Below are 18,347 nucleotides of genomic sequence, written 5' to 3'. Positions count from 1 at the left end.
TCTTTGCCGCGGCAAAGAAAAGTAGGTGCCGCCCCGCACAGGGGCAACGCCTGCGGCCCGCCGCGAATACAAGTTAAGTCCAACACCAATCATTCACCCACGAGCGTAGCGCGTCAAAATTGTGCGATCCTACCGCTGGTGCGCAGAGTTTGCTATCAATCGCCAGATTGAGCCTCACCCGCACACGGATGTTCGAAGACGTCTGGACGCGAATAGCGCCGCCAGGTACGGTGCGGCTAATATCTGCGGAGAATATCAACCAATGAGCAGGACCTTGTCATCACCCCAGCATGCCGCGTGCGAGTGCGGCGCTTGCCGGTTCGAGGTTGGTGCAGCGCCTGCCGCTCGCTTCATCTGCCATTGCAAAATATGCCAGGTCTTCACCGGCAGACCGTTCTCCGACGTGACCATCGTGCGCGCCAAAAGCGTCTCGACGAAGAGCGACGAAAACATTGCGTTCAAAAAGTATCGGCTTCCTCCGAACATCCGTCGAGGGCTTTGCAAACGTTGTGGCAAGCCGGCCATCGAACTGGGCGGTTTCGGACCGTTGAGGATCGCGTTCATTCCGACGCCAAACTTTGCTCAAACGGAATTGCTCCCATCTGTGGCATTGCACATGTTCTATGACCGCAGATGCGCCGACGCAACGGACACACTGCCCAAGTACAGTGGCTATCTCCCTAGCCAGTTGGCTTTTAGCAGGCTCCTGATGGAGATCCTTTAGCCGTAGCAAAGACGTCGGCCGATGGACACCCCAACGGTAGCTAGCGCCCAAATACTGCGGATGCGTAACCCAATGACCGACCTGAGCCGATTTCTCGCAGCAACGACAGCCAGCGGCAAAATTCCCGGCGTGGCGTTGGCCACGCTGCGCGCTGGGACGAAAGGCATGGAACATTACTCCGGCATCCGTGGCGCGCACGACCGCGCCGTTGTCGACGCCGCAACTGTGTTTGAGGCCGCGTCTCTCACCAAGCCGGTCGTGGCCTTTATCGCGCTTCAGCTCGCCGAAGAAGGGCTGCTCGACCTGCAACGCCCCCTGTTCGACATCTGTGGCGACTATGTGCCGGGCGACGCGGCCTCGCGCCGGATAACGGCCTTTCATGTTCTGACACACACGAGCGGCCTTCCGAACATCGTCCGCGTGGAGGCACCGCTACGTACGTACTTCAACCCCGGCGAGCGATTCAGCTACGGCAGCAGCGCGTTTGCGTGGCTTCAGCGCGCCATGGAAACCGTTGGCGCACGCTCGCTGGAATCGTTGGCGCGAGCACGCGTATTCGAGCCCCTGGGCATGCTGCGCTCGAGCCTCGAATGGCAGGAGCGCTTCGCAGGCAACCATGCCCAGGGGCACGAATGGGAAGGTCAACCGGTGCCCAAGCGCCGCGTAGCAACGGCACTGGCGTCCTGGTCGCTTTTGACGACGGCGTCCGACTATATGGGTTTCGTTCAGCACGTCCTGGCTAGCCGAGGCCTCGCGGCGGAGAGCTATCGTCACTGGTTTGCGCCGCGCGTCAACACCCGGCAAGGCGACGACGCCGAAGACCTCCACGGCCGGAATCCGCCCGATCCCAATATCGCGTGGGGATTGGGCTGGGGACTCGAGCCCGCCCAGGGTTGTTTCTTCCATTGGGGAAATAGTCCGGGATTCCGGGCGCTCGTGCTGGCGAATCGCGTGACGCAGGACGCGGTCGTCTGGTTCGCGAATTCGGCGCGAGGACTGAGACTGGTGCACGCAGTGGCGCCGGAAGCGGTTCCCGGAGCGCATCCCGCCATCGCATGGCTTCGGATTGGCCGTTTGTGACGACAGGCCGGGCACGCCCCGGCCATGTTTCATGGGCATGCCACCAATCGGTGGTCAATGCCTGATCGGTCGCAGCCCTTCTAACGCCGGGTTTTCCGTTCCCACGGCGGATCATCGCCAAACGCTTCGGTCAGGTAATCGACGAACCGGCGCACTTTGAGCGGTATGCGCCGCGCGCTCGGATAGACCGCCTGAATCACCAACTCGGTGGCGCTGTAGCCCGGCAACAGCGCCACAAGCGCGCCGCGCCGCAGATGCTCGCCAAATACGAAGGTCGGGCCATACGCAATGCCGGCTCCCGCAAGCGCGGCGGCAAGCAGCATCTGCGTATTGTTGGCCGCCATCCGGCAAGGTCCGTCGATGACGTGCGCGCGCTTTCTGGCATCGAACAAGGTCCAGTCGCCGGTCGAGACAGCCTCGCTGAAGGCAAGGCGCGGCGCGCGCTGCAAGTCGCCAGGTTTGCGCGGGGTTCCATGCCGCTCGAGATACGCGGGCGACGCACACACCACCATTCGGCACGGGGCGAGCCTGCGCGTAACGAGCACGGGATCTTCCAGCCGTCCAATCCGAATGGCCACGTCCACCCCCGCTTCGAGCAGGTCGACATAGCGGTCCTCGAGGAGCACCTCCACGTTCACGTGCGGGTGGTCCGCGAGATAGCGTGCAACGACCGCGCCCAGGTGCATTGCACCGAACGTGACAGGCGCCGCCACGCGCAGCACGCCACGCGCCGTCACCTGGGTATCGCCCGCTTCCCGGTTTGCTTCGTCGTACGCCTCGAGAATCTGCTTGCAGCGCGCGTAGTACATCTGGCCCGCATCGGTCAAACTCAGGCGCCGCGTGGTTCTCTGGAGCAGCCGCGCGTTCAGTTCGGACTCGATCGCACTCACGTGCTTGCCGGCCATCGCGGCTGATAGCCCGAAGCGCCGCGCCGCCGCGGCGAAGCTGCCCTCCTCCACCGCGGCGACGAACACGCCGAGACTGGTCAGTCGGTCCATGCCCCCTCCGATTCGATAACCACATTATCGACTGTCGCCACCAGTCAGGCAATTATCAAACACGGTATCCGGATCTACCATGGCCTGACTTCACAATTAACCGGAGCAACCCGATGGACATCGAAACGAATGGCACGCGGATCCACGTAACGCAGCGCGGCAGCGGGGAATTGGCGCTGGTGTTCTTGCACTACTACGGCGGCTCGTCGCGCACGTGGGATACAGTAGCCAATCAGTTGTCCGAACGTTATCGGATCGTCGCCACCGATCATCGTGGCTGGGGCGAATCCGATGCGCCCGCCGACGGCTACGGTATCGCCGACCTTGCTGCCGACGCCGAGGGCGTCATCGCGGCGCTCGGTCTTCAACGCTATGTGCTCGTCGGTCATTCGATGGGCGGCAAGGTCGCGCAACTGATCGCCTCGCGCCGGCCGAGCGGGCTCGAAGGCCTCGTGCTGATCGCGCCGTCCCCCCCGTCACCGATGCTGCTCTCCGACGAGCAACGCGCGACCTTGAGCGGCGCGTATCAATCGCGAGAGGCCGTCGAATTCGTCATCGACCATGTCCTCACCGCAAAACCGCTTGACGCCGCCTGCCGCGAGCAGATCATCGAAGACAGCCTGAGAGCAGCGCCCCAGGCCAAGGCGGCGTGGCCAAACGTGGCCATGCGCGAAGACATCACCGCGGCGGCAGCGTCAATCGCTGCGCCCACCATCGTCATCTCCGGCGAGCTTGACCAGGTGGATCGCGTCGCCACGCTGGAGGCCGAGTTGCTGCCCCGCATTCCGCACGCGGCCATGCATATCCTGCCCGGCGTTGGACACCTGTCGCCGCTCGAAGCGCCGGCGGAGGTGGCGCGAATCATTGGGAGATTCGCCGCCGCGCTAGAGGACAAGTCCGGCGTGTGCAGCGCGCCCGAGCAGGTTCCGGTGGCTTTCGACACCGCGCTGAACGCCGGCGATCTCGACGCAGTGCTAGGTCTATTCAGCAATCAGGCCACGATGCGGATGACCGACGGCCAGGTGGTGCAGCAGCGGCCGGCGGAATTGCGCAGCGCCCTTGCGCAACTGCTGACGCTGCGCCCGCAAATCCGCAATACCGTGCGTCGTGTGCTGCCGAGCGGCAACCTCGCGCTGGTCCTGCTCGACTGGACCCTGACCGTGACGCTACCTGACGGCCAGCAGCACGAACAATCCGGGACCGCCACGCAGGTCATGGAAAAGGGCCGTGACGGTGCGTGGCGGCTGCGCATCTCGAATCCGCTTGGGCTGGGTTGATTCTCGTCGACCGGTAAGCACTTGATCGGTCAGAGTACGACGACCATCTTTCCGCCAGCTTCGTTGGCTTCCATCACGCGATGCGCTTCGCGAATCCCATCGAAGCGGAACACACGGGACGGCTTTGCCTTGAGACGGCCGGCGGCAACGTCTTCGGCGATCTTTTGAAGCGGTACATCGGAAAGCGGAAAACCGGGCGTGCCGAACACGAAGCTGGCAAAGAACGTCAGGTCGACGCCGCTCGGCATTTGCGCCAGCGGGTTGAAATCGGCTATCGGCGCGAGGCCGCCGAGCCAGCCCGCAAGACAAGCCCGGCCTCCGCGCCGCAACATGCCAAGCGAGTCGAGAATCGTGCTGTTGCCGACGAGGTCCAGCACCGCGTCGATGTGCTTTGCTTCGGCGATGCGCTTCGACAGATCGGGGCCTTCGATCTCGGCGCGCGAGGCGCCGAGACCTTCAAGCATCGCAAAGCGCGCCGGGCTGCGGGTTGTCGCGATGACCTTTGCGCCGGCATTCACAGCGAGGTTGACCGACGCCTGCCCGAACGACGACGTCGCACCGCGAATCACCACCGTTTGCCCTTTTTCGATCGCGAGATTGCGGAACAGGCACGTCCACGCGGTCGCATACGTTTCCGGAATCGCCGCCAGATCGGCCCACGGCAAGTCCGACTCGATCAGCGCCACGTTCGCCACCGGCGCACGCGTGTATTGCGCATAGCTGCCGTTGATGGTCCGCCCGAGGCCGCCCATCAACGCGGCGACTTTCGCGCCCACCGGAAATTCGCCGCCAGGACAGGCCTTCACCACGCCCACGCATTCGATGCCGCTGACCTTGGCCGCTTCGGCCCACTCGCCGCGCCGCATGTGCAGCTCGGCATGGTTGAGGCCAAACGCCTTGATTTCGATGACCACATGACCTTCCAGTGGCTCGGGTTCCGGCAACTCCGTATAGACGAGGCTATCGAGGCCGCCGAACTTTTCGAGCACGATTGCACGCATGACGATTCTCCTGATGATTGATGGCACTGCTGACAATGCTGACAACGCGCCGTGTGTTTCCAGCGCGGAATCCGGAGTTGGCCTGTCTGGCACGCCAATGCCGGGCAGATCTGGCGGAGCCCAATATGTAACCGCTCTGGATTTGCTTTAAAGGTTACTTATGGTTTATGTAACCTGTCAAGTACGCTTTTAGTGGTTACCATGAGGACATGCTTACCAAGGTGGCTGCTCACCGGTAGCAGATCGAGGAACCGGAGCACGGCTGACACGATGGCGGCAGTGGCAGCCAACCCGCTGCTCCGCTGACATTCATTCAGGAGGCCTATATGGATCACATCAAGGCGATTGCGTTCGATCTCTACGGCACGCTGTTCGACGTGCATTCGGTTGTCGCCCGGTGCGACGAGCATTTCCCGGGACGCGGGCGTGAAATCAGCAACCTGTGGAGACAGAAGCAGCTCGAATACACGTGGCTGCGCAGCCTGATGAACCGTTACGTGACGTTCGAGCACGCGACAGAAGATGCATTGCGCTACACCTGCAAGCACCTTGGGCTCGATCTGGATGACGACGTGTGCAAAGCGCTCTGCGATGCGTACCTGCGCCTGCTGCCCTTCCCCGAAGTGCCCGAAACACTGCCGGAACTCAGGCGACGCGGACTGAAGCTCGCGGTGCTGTCGAACGGTTCGCCGCATTCAATTGGCGCCGTGGTGGGGCATGCGGGGCTTGTTGGCGAATTCGACCACCTGCTCAGTGTCGATCCGGTACGGGTCTACAAGCCCGACGATCGCGCCTACAGGCTTGCGGAGCAGGCTTTTGGCGTGACTCGATCGTCGATCCTGTTCGTGTCGTCGAATGCGTGGGATGCTACAGGCGCCCGCTACTTCGGATTTCCGACGTGCTGGATCAATCGTGCAGGCAATGTCTTCGAAGAGATGGGCCAGGCGCCGGACTGGGAAGTGCGCGGCCTTGACGAATTGCTGCGGCTATACGATGTGAGCGGCGCGGCACGAGGGCAACGCTGAACGCTGCCGATGGAACCGGCCAGTTTCAGACATCGACGTTTGCCGATAGAACCGTGGCTGAAACGGGTCGAGAAGACTTATCGGTAACCCGCACCCCTACGCCAAACGCAGCCCCCACAACACATCCAGCACGTGTTGCGTGGAACGCTCGACGTACCCCGCGCGATGTGCAATGCCGAGCCGACGCCACAACGCCGGCCGCAGCGGGCGCATGACAATGCGTTTGTCGGGCAACGGCGTGGTGGCCTCATGGGGCAACAGCGCCGCGCCGTAGCCGGCCGCCACCAGACTCTTGATCGCGTCGTTGTAGTTGAGCTGAATGCGCGGCACGGGATGGTGCCCCGCGGCCGCGAACCACTCCGCGGTCAAACGCGAGAGCCGCGTGGTCGCGTCATTGAGAATGAGCGGTTGCGCGGCGAGCCATTCAGGCGTGACGCGCGCCGGACAGCGCCAATGCGCCGGCACAAAGGCCATCACGGGGTCGCGGCGCCAGGGCTTGATCACGAGTCCCGCCACCGGGGGCTGAGGCAGTGCGACCAGTCCGACATCGAGCGTTCCATCCACCAGCCGGGACAGCGTCTCATGCGAAGTGAGCACTGCAATCTGAATGTCGATACCGGGATGGTGCTGGCGCAGCACTTCGAGCGCTTGCGGCAACAGGTGCGCGATCGCGCCCGTCGATGCGCCTAGCCGCGCACGCCCTTCGAGCCCCTGCACCTGGCGTTCGATATCGTCCAGCGCCTGCTCCGCATCGGCCAGCAACCGGCGTGCGCGCTCCACCAGCACCTCGCCTATTGCCGACGGCCTGACATGTCCGCGCTTGCGTGACAACAGCGGCGCCCCAATGCGGTCCTCGAGCTCGGCAATATGGAGGCTGACCGTTGGCGGCGCCAGATGCAATGCACGCGCCGCCTCGGCAAACGAGCCGCGGTCGGCAATGGCGACCAGCGTGCGCAAGCGGTCCAGACTGATCTCTCGCATGTCGGCGTCCAGATTCAGAAAAACTGAATGTCCAAGTTATGAAATTCAACTTTCCCTATTCTAGCCGTCCATGGAACATAGGGGCTCGCTCTCCCTGTTTCGGCCCATCATCCGCGGAGTATTCACGCATGAGCTCTCCCGTTGTTTTCATCGACGGCGACCAAGGCACCACCGGGTTGCAAATCCACGAACGGCTGCGCAACCGGACCGACCTCAGACTGTTCACGCTTGCCCCAGCGGAACGCAAGGATCCGCAGCGGCGCGCAGAGGCCATCAACGCTTGCGACATCGCCATCCTTTGTTTGCCCGATGCTGCCGCGCGCGAGGCCGTGGGCGCCATCGTCAATCCTGCGGTCAGAGTCATCGACGCAAGCTCCGCCCACCGCACGCAGCCGGACTGGACATACGGCTTCGCGGAAATGACGCCGGGACAGGCTGAGCGCATTGCGAACGCACGTCGGGTCACCAATCCCGGTTGCTATCCGACCGGGGCAATTGGCTTGCTGCGTCCGCTGTTGCAGGCGGGGCTGATCCCGGACAGCTACCCTGTCAGCATTCATGCCGTGTCCGGCTATTCCGGACGCGGGCGTGCCGGCGTGGAGGAACATGAGGGGCCGGGTGCCTCCAGCGCGCCGGCCTACCAGGTCTATGGGCTGGAGCTCGCGCACAAGCACCCCCCGGAGATCCAGCAGCATGCCGGGCTCGCGCAGCGTCCCCTCTTCGTGCCTGCGTATGGTGCGTTCCGCCAGGGCATCGTCTTGACGGTACCGCTCGATTTGCGGCTGCTGGCACCCGGCGTGGACGGCGCCGCGCTGCACGCATGCCTCGCACGCCACTATGCAGGGGCGGCACACGTCAGTGTCTTGCCGCTGGATGAGTCGCGCGCCTTGAAGCATCTGGATCCGCAAGCGCTCAACGGTACGAACGACATGCGCTTGAGCGTATTTTCCAATATGGAACACGGGCACGTCCTGCTTGCCGCGGTGTTCGACAACCTTGGCAAAGGCGCTTCCGGCGCCGCGGTCCAGAACCTGAACCTCATGCTTGCGCGGCAATAGTGGCCGATGGCTTGCGCTAACGTTCGGACCCGGTGTCCAGCGCAACATCGATGCCTGTAGTTGAAAGCGCGCGCTCTAGCGAGCGTGCGCCTCCCGAACGCACACGTCGCCTTTGCTTTTGGCGATCGCGGCGCTCTGCGCGGCATAGTCCTCCGAGAAGGCACGCTGCGCGAAGCACGGCGCCGATGTCTCGAGCAACGCATCGACCTTCTCGGCCTGTTTATCGTGTATCCATGGCCGGCGCGCGAGCGTGCGGTCGTTGAGCCAGTAGGGACTCCAGTCGCGGGTCGTCTCGATGATCTCGCGCGCGAATTCCGGCCCGTACTCGAGCCCGCCTTCAATGACGACGTCGATATACGACTCAACGAGCGGAAACTTTGCGTCCGGCCCAGGCAGCCCTTCGCCGGGCGCTTCGCCTTCGGCCTTCGGCACGTAGACCCACACCGTGCCCTGCGCCGGCAGCGCTTGCCATGACACGGCCTCGATGAGCGCGCGCGGCACCTCGACGCGCACGTAGCCCTTCTCGCGCTCGTCGAACGCGGACATGTCGTTGCCGGCAACGGGATAGATCACGCCGTTGATCGTCATCGGCGCCTCGCCCTTGAGCGGACGCCGCAGGCCGAGTGCCGTGAACCCCGAGGGCGCGCGCTCGTTCCAGCTGCGCACATAGCCGAACGCCGCCGAAACGCGCACCGGAATCGCCGCAACCGGCTTGCCGGCCGTGGCGTCACGCGAGCGCGTATTGATGAGCGAGCCGTAGCCGAAGATGAACTGCGTGGGCTGATTGGGAAGATGCGCTCCCCAGAAGTCGGTGGTCTGCGCGTACGCCGCCGAACCAGCGAGCGCCAGTGCCACAACACATGCGCGAAGCCGGGCGCTCACCCTTCCATGTTGCCCACGTGTCATTTGAACCCAACATTCCAGAACTGGGTCGGACCAAACGGATCGATCTTGAAGCCCGTGACGGTCTTGCGCATCGGCTGATAAACGGTCGAATGCGCGATAGGCGTAAATGGCACCTGCTGCTTGAAGATCTCCTGCGCCTGCATATAGTCATCGGTGCGGGCCGCCACGTCGGTTGTGGCACGGGCTTTCTGGATCAGATCCTCGAACGGCTGATAGCACCACTTGGAAAAGTTGCTGCCGTTCACCGACGCACAGCCGAGCAGTACGCCAAGCCAGTTGTCCGGATCGCCATTGTCTCCGGTCCAGCCAATCAGTATCGCGTCGTGCTCGCCCGCATGCGCACGCTTGATGTATTCGCCCCACTCATAGGTGACGATTTTGGCGTGCACGCCGATCTTTTCCCAATCGGCCTGAATCATCTCCGCCATCAGCCGCGCATTGGGGTTGTATGGGCGTTGCACAGGCATGGCCCACAAGCTCAGATCAAAGCCGTTCGGAAATCCCGCCTTCGCGAGCATCTCCTTCGCTTTGCCCGGATCGTAAGGCGCATCCTTGAGCCCTTTGTTATAGGACCACTGAGTGGGCGGCATGGGGTTGGTCGCCAACTGTCCTGCGCCCTCATAAACCGAGGCGATAATGGCCTTCTTGTTGATCGCCATATCGAGCGCCCGTCGAACCTCGACCTGGTCGAGCGGCTTGTGCGTCGTGTTATACCCCAGCAAGCCAAGATTGAAGCCGACCTGGTGAAGCACCTGTATCTGTGGATCGTGCTCCAGTGCGGCAATGGCTTGTGGACGCGGATAGGTCATGACCTGGCACTCGTCTTTCATGAGCTTTTGCTCGCGCACGGCAGCGTCCGGCGTGATCGAAAAGATCAGCTTGCTCACCCGCACGACGCCCGGCTTCCAGTAATCAGGGTTGCCATCGAAGCGAATCGTCGCATCCTTCGTATAGCTGACAAAGATGAAAGGACCCGTGCCAACCGGGTAGAGATTGATATCGGACGCCTTGCCAGCTTTCATCAACTGATCGACATATTCGGCCGAGAGGATGGACGCGAACGGCATGGCCAGTTCCGAGAGGAATGGCGCGTTCACCGTCTTCATCGTAAAGCGCACGGTGTAGGGATCGATCGCTTCGATCTTCGCGATGCCCTTGTCGAGTCCCATGTCCTTGAAGTACGGAAACTGGACCGGGTATGCATTGCGAAACGCATTGTTCGGATCGAACATGCGATTGAAGGTCAGCAGAACGTCATCGGCATTGAAGTCGCGCGTGGGCTTGAAGAACGACGTCGTGTGGAACTTGACGCCGTGGCGCAGGTGAAACGTATAGGTCAGCCCGTCCGGTGAAATCTCCCACGATTCCGCAAGACCCGGCTCGATTTTCGTGCCGCCATGCTCGAATTCGACGAGGCGGTTGTAGACGGTGTACGACGCGGCCGAGAATTCGAGGCCGGTCGTGAACTGTGCCGAGTCGAAGCCCGCCGGGCTGCCTTCCGAACAGAACACGAGCGTCTTGTCCGGCAATACGGCGGCGAACGATGGCACGCTCGAGATCGTTCCGGCAATCCCGAAAGCAAACACAAGCGACGTGAGGCGACCAAGACAAAGCCAGCGGAAGGATGACATGCGCACTCTCCCATACATTTTTAATTAAAAACGGGGCTCACTCACTGCATCCACCAACAGTAGCTTAGTCAAAATCCGCCGACGCGCAGCGCGGATCATGCGGTCCGGGCGCGGCGGCTGCCAGAGCGCGTGGCCGGTTCCGAGGTGAACCGGCCGTTGGCATGGCGGCCTGGTGCGCTTCGCCCAGACCGCAATAGCCAGGTGCTCGCTTATTGACCGTTGTTCCGCAACGTCCAGACCGTAGCGGTATTCGTGTTGTCATCCACAGCGGCAAACTGCAAATGCTGATTGCTGTCGAATCCGAACGCGAGACCAAACGCAGATCCGGAAACGGAATCAACCGACAATTGCGCAACGAATTGCCCGTACACCGTGAACTCGACGATCTCGCTCGGCTGGTTCGGGTCGGCGTTGACGGCGTCGCCGTTTGCCGTGACGAGATCGCCGTTGGGTGCGAGCGCCAGCGCGAGCGGGCCGTGGAGGTGAGTGTTGTCCTGATAGATCATCCTGCCCATGCCGTTGTCGTGATTCGAGCCGGCCGCGCCGTAAATGGCGAATATCGCGTTGTCACCGGTCGAGGCGACGTAGAGCACATCGTGCAACGGGTCGTAGGCAAGCCCGGTTGGCCCGACCACCAGGGCGGCCGGATCGGTGCGGTGCAGGTAGCCCGATGCGATGATGGTCGAGCTCGGCAGCACCGTCACGCCGTTCGGCCCAAACGCCAGATCGATCCGGGCGACCCTTCCGTCGAGCACATCCGAAACGAAGACCTTGACGAAATTCCCCGCGTCGATCACCGCGAGGTCCCAGGGTCCATCCAGCAGGCGCTGATCCTTCAGCTCCTTGACCAACCCGCCCTGCGGATTGATGACGAGCAGCGAGCCTGGCGCGATCACGTTCTTGCCGTTCGTGGTCGGCACGTTGCCAACCAGCACAGAGCCGTTTCTCAGCACGGCAAGCGCCGTCGTGAGACCGAGGTGGCTGCCACCGAAGAACGTCACCGGTGTGCCGCCAGGCACGAGCTTGACGATCGTCGTACCGGTGCCCTGCAGATTCGAACTCGCATTGAAATTCGACACCACCACATCGCCGGGCTTGAGCGTGCTCCACGACGGCACGCCGGCCGGGACGAACGCGATTCCGTACGGATTGAGATCGCCGTTGGCCGGTACGGTCGAGTCGATCGCGGACTGTGGCGGCAGGATCGTCTGCTGGGCGTCGGCGCAGACCGTCCCCAGCGATAGAGCAAGAAGGCCGGCTCCACACACCGCACGACGCACGAAGCGGGATGCGCGCGGCGCTTTCGCGTGCGCCTCCAAACCCATGTATGAACTGAATGCAGATAAAGAACGAGAAGCTTTCATTTGCCACCTCTTTGCGCACGGACGGTCCGGACCGCCGGGACGAATCGCGCAGCCGGAGAGCCTGCCATGCTTCGCGCGACTCGCGTTTTGCGTAAACGAGCGGGCGATGCGCTTATTCCGGGAGACTTTCGTTGTAGCGAGAAATTGAATCCATGAGATCGCGATAGTGCGCCGTCAATCGGAATGATCGATTCATGCTTGGGCGGGAGGTCGTTGCGCATGCACAGTATGGCATCGCCATGTTCGCTTACGACCATCACGATCGGGGAATTCAAGTCAGGGCCCGTCTCGTCTTCAGGCACCGCGGAATAAACGGCGCATGCCGAACGTTTTGTCTACGTCCGCAATCCGCCAGGAGACGGGATGACTTTCGCGCAGATGCTTGTCCCAGCTTGAACAGCGTGAGGTGCGCCTGTTCGTCTTCGTGGCGAGGCCGAGCTGCCACGAAGCGCGCTCAGCGGCTGGCATGCCCGTCGGCATTGAACGCAGTGAGCAAACCCGATGCGCGACGATCTCAATCCCACAGCCGGGGCGAGCTTCAGCGAGCCCGCGCTGCGCGCACTATCGGCATTCGTCGACGGCGAGCTGTCGTACGCCGAGTGCCAGCGACTGGCAGAGCGCCTGACCGTCGACCGGTGCGCGGCGAACGCCGTCGCACACTATCGCGCGCAGCGGGCCGCCCTGCGTGCGCTGTTCGCTGATCTAGCCGCGCAGGCAAACGTGCCGTGCGTGGTGCTGCGCGTGCGCATGTCCTGGTGGCGGCGCACGGCGCTCGCCGTTGGCGCGCTTTTCGCCGGCGCCGCCCTGGCAGTGCTAGCCGCTGCGATGTCCTCGCACAGTACGTTACCGGCAACGCAGATGTCACTCGACAAGGCCCGGCCGTGCGTCGCGCCTGTCCCTGCGCAACCGCAGTTGTAAAAGGGTTCAAAGCATCGCCCGAAGCGCCGTGCAAGTTTCGGGAATAAGCTGCGCCCGTTGCCGGTATTACATGTGCGAGCACGCCCGACGACGACTGCAGCGTTTCGGTCCGCTCAATCCCGTCATTTACATCGGAGTCCAAAGTGAATAAGCGAACCGTAATAGCTTCCCTGATTTTCCTCGCTGCAGTTCCCGTTGCGCTCAGCGCGCAGGCCCAGGAAAAGACCCGGGCGGAGGTGCGTCAGGAGTTGATCGATGCCCAACGCAATGGCCTGGATTTCGTGAGCGACACATCGTACCCTGACGTTTCACCGGTCTTTCAACAGCAAGTCGACAGGCAAAAACAGGAGAACGGCGATAGTGGCATGGGTGCCGCAACGGCAGGCACCAGCGACGCCGGCCACCCCATGCAAAAGAAGGCGCCCGCCGATCCGTCAACTTGCGTCGGGCCTGTCAGCTACTGCAATATTTTCTTTGGATCGTGAGGTCATAGCTGACTTTCTTACGCATCTGCGGGCCGTTCGGCAGCGTTCCGCCGAACGGCCCGCAACTATCGCCGCTCAGTCAGGCAACCGAACGGCGCTCCCGCCAGAGCGGGGATTTTTACAGTGCCGATAGCTGACGCCTAGTTGATAACCTTGCTATTGGGCGTCACGCGCGGATCATTGCAAAGCCGTCCGCATCCTCCCTCGCATATGGGGACAAGACTTACTGAAATCTGATTGAGTGTAGCTTTGCCTTTGTCATCGACATCGGGCTCTTTGATAATTCTTGTATCAACCCAAATGTTGCTTTCCTTGACCCCAACTTGAATCAGGTAGCGCTTGAGGACCGCTGCACGCTCTGCCGCCATAGCCTTTGGGTTACGCTCACGTATGTACCCCCCTGCGTAGACTATGCCTCTGATTTCGACATCCGGCCATTGTTTCGCGGCGAGCACCATGTTCGCAATATTGATACGATCTGAGTTCGATATCTCTGTCGAATTGAGCGGCAAGCTGCTTGTCATATCCTCCGAAATCGTGCATGCACTTGCGCCACTTACGCTCGATGCGAATAGCAGGACTAGCAGGCAATACGCCACGCCATGGAAAAATTTAATTTTCTTCACAAACCTCCCCTTAATCTTCAAGGCCAACATAGCACGTCAAGCTATCCGCATTCTTTATCGCCTTGTCGGGGTTATCCCGTACCCAAAACGAAAGCCCAACGGAGATGCCGTACATTTCATCATTAGAATCGAACACGTCTGTAAAGTGAGTGCACTCGTGAATTAACGTCAATACTTGACATCCGTGCCAAAGTTGAGAACGGGGCGAAGTGCAAAAATGCGGGTATATCGCAATGATGCGCCTTGCCGTGTCGGGTTTGCAGACTGCTGCGTCGGTAAACCCGTTGTCGGGAAAGATAGTGCACGTGATGTTTCGTTGCCTCTGTTGATCCCACGAATGATATTTTCCGGCTTCAATTCTTTCATCACTTGGAGAAGTCGCAGCAATCCCGATTGCAGTATGATACGCGTCACATTATCTGATCGACCTAACCACTTCTTCGCTCTCGCTTGTTCGATTGCATCCCATCGAGCAAATGCAGCAATGCGCTTTTGAATCAAACCAACTGCTTCCTCACGCGATTTGATGATTGAATCACGGAATTCCCCGTTGGTCATGTTTGAGCAGATCGGCGTTGGGTCGAGTGTAATGTTTACGTTCGAATTCGGGTTCGTGTTTGTCACTGCCGTATCGTGAACGGTCTGCCATTCTGTGCTATCAGCCATATTTATTGCTTCTCCAACTGGAGTTTTAGCGCTGATGATCCTTGCGTGGAAACGCGCTGCGTTTGCCCTGCCGCGTTCGTCGTGCCGTGAAAGACTTCCCCGCTGTCCGTCACGATGCGATAGCGAACATTAGAAAGTGGACTACCTGTATCGTCCTTCAGTGTGAACTGTTCGTCATAGACACTCGGAATTGCACCTGTTTGCGGCGCCTTGGCTGACCCATGTGCCGCGCCGTCCATTTCGTGCGAGGCGAACTCATGCCAGGCCGTGTCTTGAGACGCGAGCATGACTGGCGGTGGATCACATTGGCAGAGACAGATATCGCCTTCGAGCGCTTGTTGCTTGCCCATCATCGTGGCCGATCGGTGCGGCCCCTTCCAGCCGATGACACCCACCGAATTGCAGACTGGGCACAGCACTTTCGCGTTGATGAAAGTCAGTGGCTGGCCTTGGTGGGTACGACGCTCCACACCTTCGATAACGACGCCGCCAACGGTGGACTTGTCGCCCAGTCCGAGCAGATAGCGCCTCATACCGCAACCCATAGCCTTTGTTGCTCTGCCATTTCCATACCTCCAGGGAGCCGATAAAAGCAACTGGCCGGTCGTGCCACAGGCCGGAAAGCGGGCCCAAATTTATCCCGTTCAGGCGAAATTTCCTCCGCCTGCGCGAGCGCGATATCGGACTTGTCTGAATGAAGGTATGAACGATTCACGGCGCATTGCCGCGTGTGGCTAACTTGATATTCGGCAATACACGCTCAATATCTCGAAATATTCCGGCCGCGCTTACAAGCCCTTTCTCGCCTGTTCCGGCATCAAAACAAAAAATGCCGTTCAGTTGATTAACTGAACGGCATCAGGAGCAGTCCCACCACTTTTCACACCTTGCCCGCCTCCATCATTCGATGGCGCGCAGCCGGCCCCTTCTCCAGCAAGTCAATCGAATACAGCGCAAAGCTCCGTACAGTGACACCTCCGTGAACATTGATGCTGCCGAAAAGCTCAAATCGAATACCCAATCCTCAAAGAAAATTCTCGCGAACCATCTCGAGCACATCCGCGCCGCGCCCGTTGAGCACGGCGCGGACCGAATACAGCGCCATGCCGAGCGCGGGTTTCACTTCAAAGAACGGTGGCTTGACCAACTCCAGCGGATTGACGACGACATTGAGCAAAGCCGGGCCCGGCTGCGCCAACCACTCCTGCACGAGCGCCGGCAATTCGGATGCGTTCCTGACGGTCTTTCCCCAAAGGCCAATCGCCTCCGCCACCTTGCCGAAGTCCGGGTTCTTCAGCCGCGTGAACGTATCGAGCATGCCTTCGGACTTCTGCTCGATTTCCACGAAGCCGAGCTTGCCGTTGTCGAACACGACTATCTTGATCGGCACGTCCTCCTGGATCGTCGTGAGCAGTTCGCCGAACAGCATGGCAATGCCCCCGTCGCCGCACATGGCGATCACCTGGCGGCCGGGCGCCGCCTTTTGTATGCCGATCGCGCTCGGCAGCGCCGTCGCCATGGTGCCGTGCAGAAGGCTGCCGAAAATCTGGCGCTTGCCGTTCGCTTCGAGCAAGCGCAGCGCCCAGACCACCGGGGTGCCATCATCCCCGCAGAACAATGCGTCGTCGGCCGCGTAGTGGTCGATCAGCGAAGCAAGGTACGAACCGGGAATGCTGTCGTTGTGTCCCGGCTTCAGATTCTCGCGCTCCGCGGCCATTGCTTCGGCATAGCGGTGCACGTACTTCTGCTGAAACGCGGCGTCGCTCTTCTCCTCGAGATGCGGCAGCAAGGCCTGCAGCGTGGTGCGAACGTCGCCTACCGCGCCTATCGTGATGTGATGGCGCCGCCCCAGGTGGGTCGGATCGATGTCGATCTGAACGATCTTTGCATCGTCGGGATAGAACTGGCGCCATGCAAAATCGGCGCCCAGCAGCAGGAGCGTGTCGCATTCGAGCACGGCGTTGTAACCCGCTTCGTTGCCGAGAATACCCGTCATGCCGATGTTGTACGGGTTGTCCGGCTCGAGAAAACACTTGGCGCGCGACGTGTGCGCGACCGGCGCCTTGAGCCGCCCGGCCACGGCGACGATCTCGTCGCGCGCGTGCTCGCAGCCCGACCCCGCATAGATGGCGATCTTCTTGCCCGCGTTGAGGGTGCGCGCGATCTCTTCCATTTGCGCATCGCCGGGCCGGACCTCGGGCCGGCTGTAGTGCACGCGATACGGGTAGTCTTCGCTCACCTCGCCGTGCGAGATATCCACCGGCACGATCAGCACCGCCACGCCCTGCTTCGAGAGCGCGGCCTGGCACGCCATCACCGTCTTCTTGCGCGCCTGGTCCGGCGTCAGGATCATTTCACAGAAAACCGAGCAGCCCTCGAATACCGACTTGAAGTCCACCTCCTGGATGAATTCGAAGCCCATCTCGCCCATCGTCACCTGACTTGCGATCAGGACGACGGGCACACGATTGCGATTGGCTTCATACAGGCCGTTGATGAAATGCAGACTGCCCGGGCCGCAACTGCCGGCGCATGCGGTCAGGTTGTGCGTGAAGCCGGCCTCCGCGCCCGCAGCAAACGCACCCGCCTCTTCGTGGCGGACGCTGACCCATTTGATGGAGCTGCGCTCCAGGTTCTTCGCGAACAGGTTGAGCGTGTCGCCCACGATGCCGTAGCAGCGCTTGACCCCCGCTTGCTCGAGAACCTCGACGATGATCTCGGCTACCTTCATGCCCATATACGCCTCCGTATTGAGGAGTCCATCCAATCTTAGATGCTGGCGATCACGCCCCCGTCCACGCGCACGATGCAGCCCGTGACATAGGACGCACGCGCGCTGGCGAGAAATGTCACGACGTCGGCGTATTCCTGCGGATCGCCCAACCGGCCTGCCGGAATCGACACCGCCGCTTCCGCCTCCACGGACTCGAGCGTGCGGCCTTCGCGTTTGGCCTTCGCCTCGTCGAGAAACCGGATGCGGTCGGTGAGAATGCGGCCGGGCACGACGATGTTCGCCGTGATGCCGTCGGCCGCCACTTCGCGCGCAAGCGTCTTCGACCAGCCCACGAGCGAGAGCCGCAGCGTGTTCGACATGCCCAGATTGGGAATTGGCTCGACCACGCCCGAGGAGGTGCTCGTGATCACGCGCCCCCATTGGCGTTTGCGCATGCCCGGCAGGATCCGGTCGCCAATCGCGATCACCGGGAGCACCATCGATCCGAAGTACCTCTGCCACACTTCGGCCGACTGTCCCGCCACCGTCGTGGGCGGCGGTCCGCCCGTGTTGTTGATGAGAATGTCGACGCCGCCGAAAGCCGCTTCGATCGCGGCCACATGTGGCTCGATCAGCGAGAGGTCGGCCAGGTCCCACTGCAAGGACAAGGATTTCCCGCCCACGGCTTCGATGGCCTTCGCGGTCTGCTGCAAGGCATCTTCATTGATGTCCGCGATTGCGACGTTGGCCCCTTCGCGCGCGAGGGTCACGGCGATCGCGCGCCCGAGTCCACCGCCGCCGCCCTGAACGAGCGCAGTCTTGTTCTCCAGGCCCAGATCCATGACTTCCCTCCGTCCAGGTGCACTGCACGGAACGAATGTAGGCCACAGGCTC

19 protein-coding genes are annotated in these 18,347 nt (G+C 61.5%); 7 read left to right on the top strand and 12 right to left on the bottom strand.

What is annotated here, in order from left to right:
- Positions 1 to 262 precede the first annotated feature (262 nt).
- Entirely contained in the window at positions 263 to 724 is a 462-nt protein-coding gene (locus tag E1956_RS33980; RefSeq protein WP_134757444.1) for a GFA family protein, read from the top strand.
- A 21-nt stretch (positions 725 to 745) separates the two neighbouring features.
- Positions 746 to 1,804, top strand: a complete 1,059-nt coding sequence (locus E1956_RS33975; protein ID WP_134757442.1) for a serine hydrolase domain-containing protein — start codon at positions 746 to 748, stop codon at positions 1,802 to 1,804.
- An 80-nt stretch (positions 1,805 to 1,884) separates the two neighbouring features.
- Here the strand turns inward: E1956_RS33975 and E1956_RS33970 are convergent, their stop codons facing one another.
- On the bottom strand, positions 1,885 to 2,802 hold the full coding sequence (locus E1956_RS33970; protein WP_134757440.1) for a LysR family transcriptional regulator: 918 nt from the start codon (positions 2,800 to 2,802) through the stop codon (positions 1,885 to 1,887).
- 113 nt (positions 2,803 to 2,915) lie between these two features.
- Here E1956_RS33970 and E1956_RS33965 point away from each other — a divergent pair, with 113 nt between their 5' ends.
- Positions 2,916 to 4,079, top strand: a complete 1,164-nt coding sequence (locus E1956_RS33965; RefSeq protein WP_134757438.1) for an alpha/beta fold hydrolase — start codon at positions 2,916 to 2,918, stop codon at positions 4,077 to 4,079.
- A gap of 29 nt (positions 4,080 to 4,108) precedes the next feature.
- Here E1956_RS33965 and E1956_RS33960 read toward each other — a convergent pair whose 3' ends face one another.
- Positions 4,109 to 5,080 (bottom strand): zinc-binding alcohol dehydrogenase family protein, encoded by a 972-nt coding sequence (locus tag E1956_RS33960; protein ID WP_134757436.1) that lies wholly within the window; start codon positions 5,078 to 5,080, stop codon positions 4,109 to 4,111.
- A 326-nt stretch (positions 5,081 to 5,406) separates the two neighbouring features.
- Here E1956_RS33960 and E1956_RS33955 point away from each other — a divergent pair, with 326 nt between their 5' ends.
- Positions 5,407 to 6,105: a haloacid dehalogenase type II gene (locus E1956_RS33955; protein WP_134757434.1), complete on the top strand. Its 699-nt coding sequence runs from the start codon at positions 5,407 to 5,409 to the stop codon at positions 6,103 to 6,105.
- A gap of 96 nt (positions 6,106 to 6,201) precedes the next feature.
- Here the strand turns inward: E1956_RS33955 and E1956_RS33950 are convergent, their stop codons facing one another.
- Complete coding sequence (locus tag E1956_RS33950) at positions 6,202 to 7,086, bottom strand: LysR family transcriptional regulator (RefSeq protein ID WP_134757432.1); 885 nt, start codon at positions 7,084 to 7,086, stop codon at positions 6,202 to 6,204.
- Positions 7,087 to 7,214: 128 nt separating this feature from the next.
- Here E1956_RS33950 and argC point away from each other — a divergent pair, with 128 nt between their 5' ends.
- Positions 7,215 to 8,144, top strand: coding sequence for an N-acetyl-gamma-glutamyl-phosphate reductase (argC, locus tag E1956_RS33945; RefSeq protein WP_134757430.1), 930 nt, complete (start codon positions 7,215 to 7,217; stop codon positions 8,142 to 8,144).
- A 75-nt stretch (positions 8,145 to 8,219) separates the two neighbouring features.
- Here argC and E1956_RS33940 read toward each other — a convergent pair whose 3' ends face one another.
- From E1956_RS33940 to E1956_RS33930, 3 genes are all read right to left on the bottom strand, one after another.
- Positions 8,220 to 9,050 (bottom strand): gamma-glutamylcyclotransferase family protein, encoded by an 831-nt coding sequence (locus tag E1956_RS33940; protein WP_134757428.1) that lies wholly within the window; start codon positions 9,048 to 9,050, stop codon positions 8,220 to 8,222.
- Positions 9,047 to 10,681: an ABC transporter substrate-binding protein gene (locus E1956_RS33935; RefSeq protein WP_134757426.1), complete on the bottom strand. Its 1,635-nt coding sequence runs from the start codon at positions 10,679 to 10,681 to the stop codon at positions 9,047 to 9,049. The genes E1956_RS33940 and E1956_RS33935 overlap by 4 nt, the downstream gene beginning before the upstream one ends.
- A gap of 209 nt (positions 10,682 to 10,890) precedes the next feature.
- Entirely contained in the window at positions 10,891 to 12,045 is a 1,155-nt protein-coding gene (locus E1956_RS33930; protein ID WP_232071982.1) for an NHL repeat-containing protein, read from the bottom strand.
- A gap of 501 nt (positions 12,046 to 12,546) precedes the next feature.
- Here E1956_RS33930 and E1956_RS33925 point away from each other — a divergent pair.
- Together E1956_RS33925 and E1956_RS33920 are read left to right on the top strand one after the other, a co-directional pair.
- A complete protein-coding gene (locus E1956_RS33925) occupies positions 12,547 to 12,963 on the top strand; it encodes an anti-sigma factor family protein (RefSeq protein WP_134757424.1) in 417 nt (138 codons plus the stop codon).
- Between the two features lie 143 nt (positions 12,964 to 13,106).
- Positions 13,107 to 13,448, top strand: coding sequence for a DUF4148 domain-containing protein (locus tag E1956_RS33920; RefSeq protein ID WP_134757422.1), 342 nt, complete (start codon positions 13,107 to 13,109; stop codon positions 13,446 to 13,448).
- A 140-nt stretch (positions 13,449 to 13,588) separates the two neighbouring features.
- Here the strand turns inward: E1956_RS33920 and E1956_RS33915 are convergent, their stop codons facing one another.
- From E1956_RS33915 to E1956_RS33895, 6 genes are all read right to left on the bottom strand, one after another.
- Positions 13,589 to 14,074: an OmpA family protein gene (locus E1956_RS33915; protein ID WP_134757420.1), complete on the bottom strand. Its 486-nt coding sequence runs from the start codon at positions 14,072 to 14,074 to the stop codon at positions 13,589 to 13,591.
- A 10-nt stretch (positions 14,075 to 14,084) separates the two neighbouring features.
- On the bottom strand, positions 14,085 to 14,303 hold the full coding sequence (locus E1956_RS47100) for a M35 family metallo-endopeptidase (RefSeq protein WP_232072172.1): 219 nt from the start codon (positions 14,301 to 14,303) through the stop codon (positions 14,085 to 14,087).
- On the bottom strand, positions 14,243 to 14,740 hold the full coding sequence (locus E1956_RS33910; protein WP_232071980.1) for a M35 family metalloendopeptidase: 498 nt from the start codon (positions 14,738 to 14,740) through the stop codon (positions 14,243 to 14,245). The genes E1956_RS47100 and E1956_RS33910 overlap by 61 nt, the downstream gene beginning before the upstream one ends.
- Before the next feature lie 2 nt (positions 14,741 to 14,742).
- The gene (locus E1956_RS33905; RefSeq protein ID WP_167760200.1) at positions 14,743 to 15,273 is read right to left on the bottom strand and encodes a PAAR domain-containing protein; all 531 of its coding nucleotides are present in this window, start codon (positions 15,271 to 15,273) and stop codon (positions 14,743 to 14,745) included.
- A 491-nt stretch (positions 15,274 to 15,764) separates the two neighbouring features.
- On the bottom strand, positions 15,765 to 17,477 hold the full coding sequence (locus E1956_RS33900; RefSeq protein ID WP_134757416.1) for a thiamine pyrophosphate-dependent enzyme: 1,713 nt from the start codon (positions 17,475 to 17,477) through the stop codon (positions 15,765 to 15,767).
- 32 nt (positions 17,478 to 17,509) lie between these two features.
- Positions 17,510 to 18,295 (bottom strand): SDR family oxidoreductase, encoded by a 786-nt coding sequence (locus E1956_RS33895; protein ID WP_134757414.1) that lies wholly within the window; start codon positions 18,293 to 18,295, stop codon positions 17,510 to 17,512.
- Between the last annotated feature and the right edge of the window lie 52 nt (positions 18,296 to 18,347).

The sequence above is a fragment of the Paraburkholderia pallida genome (genome assembly GCF_004524855.1).
GTDB lineage: Bacteria > Pseudomonadota > Gammaproteobacteria > Burkholderiales > Burkholderiaceae > Paraburkholderia > Paraburkholderia oxyphila.
The sequence above is the reverse complement of the archived record's forward strand: the minus strand, read 5'-3'. Positions and strand labels throughout refer to the sequence as shown.

What these genes read in the sequence shown, in the direction of transcription:
- E1956_RS33975 (WP_134757442.1), top strand. Translation starts at nt 746, where the DNA reads ATGGACACCCCAACGGTAGCTAGCGCCCAAATACTGCGGATGCGTAAC.
- E1956_RS33925 (WP_134757424.1), top strand. Translation starts at nt 12,547, where the DNA reads ATGCGCGACGATCTCAATCCCACAGCCGGGGCGAGCTTCAGCGAGCCC.
- E1956_RS33895 (WP_134757414.1), bottom strand. Translation starts at nt 18,295, where the DNA reads ATGGATCTGGGCCTGGAGAACAAGACTGCGCTCGTTCAGGGCGGCGGC.
- E1956_RS33930 (WP_232071982.1), bottom strand. Translation starts at nt 12,045, where the DNA reads ATGAAAGCTTCTCGTTCTTTATCTGCATTCAGTTCATACATGGGTTTG.
- E1956_RS33960 (WP_134757436.1), bottom strand. Translation starts at nt 5,080, where the DNA reads ATGCGTGCAATCGTGCTCGAAAAGTTCGGCGGCCTCGATAGCCTCGTC.
- E1956_RS33940 (WP_134757428.1), bottom strand. Translation starts at nt 9,050, where the DNA reads ATGACACGTGGGCAACATGGAAGGGTGAGCGCCCGGCTTCGCGCATGT.
- E1956_RS33935 (WP_134757426.1), bottom strand. Translation starts at nt 10,681, where the DNA reads ATGTCATCCTTCCGCTGGCTTTGTCTTGGTCGCCTCACGTCGCTTGTG.
- E1956_RS33965 (WP_134757438.1), top strand. Translation starts at nt 2,916, where the DNA reads ATGGACATCGAAACGAATGGCACGCGGATCCACGTAACGCAGCGCGGC.
- E1956_RS33970 (WP_134757440.1), bottom strand. Translation starts at nt 2,802, where the DNA reads ATGGACCGACTGACCAGTCTCGGCGTGTTCGTCGCCGCGGTGGAGGAG.
- E1956_RS33955 (WP_134757434.1), top strand. Translation starts at nt 5,407, where the DNA reads ATGGATCACATCAAGGCGATTGCGTTCGATCTCTACGGCACGCTGTTC.
- E1956_RS33905 (WP_167760200.1), bottom strand. Translation starts at nt 15,273, where the DNA reads ATGAGGCGCTATCTGCTCGGACTGGGCGACAAGTCCACCGTTGGCGGC.
- E1956_RS33900 (WP_134757416.1), bottom strand. Translation starts at nt 17,477, where the DNA reads ATGGGCATGAAGGTAGCCGAGATCATCGTCGAGGTTCTCGAGCAAGCG.
- E1956_RS33910 (WP_232071980.1), bottom strand. Translation starts at nt 14,740, where the DNA reads ATGGCTGATAGCACAGAATGGCAGACCGTTCACGATACGGCAGTGACA.
- E1956_RS33980 (WP_134757444.1), top strand. Translation starts at nt 263, where the DNA reads ATGAGCAGGACCTTGTCATCACCCCAGCATGCCGCGTGCGAGTGCGGC.
- E1956_RS33950 (WP_134757432.1), bottom strand. Translation starts at nt 7,086, where the DNA reads ATGCGAGAGATCAGTCTGGACCGCTTGCGCACGCTGGTCGCCATTGCC.
- argC (WP_134757430.1), top strand. Translation starts at nt 7,215, where the DNA reads ATGAGCTCTCCCGTTGTTTTCATCGACGGCGACCAAGGCACCACCGGG.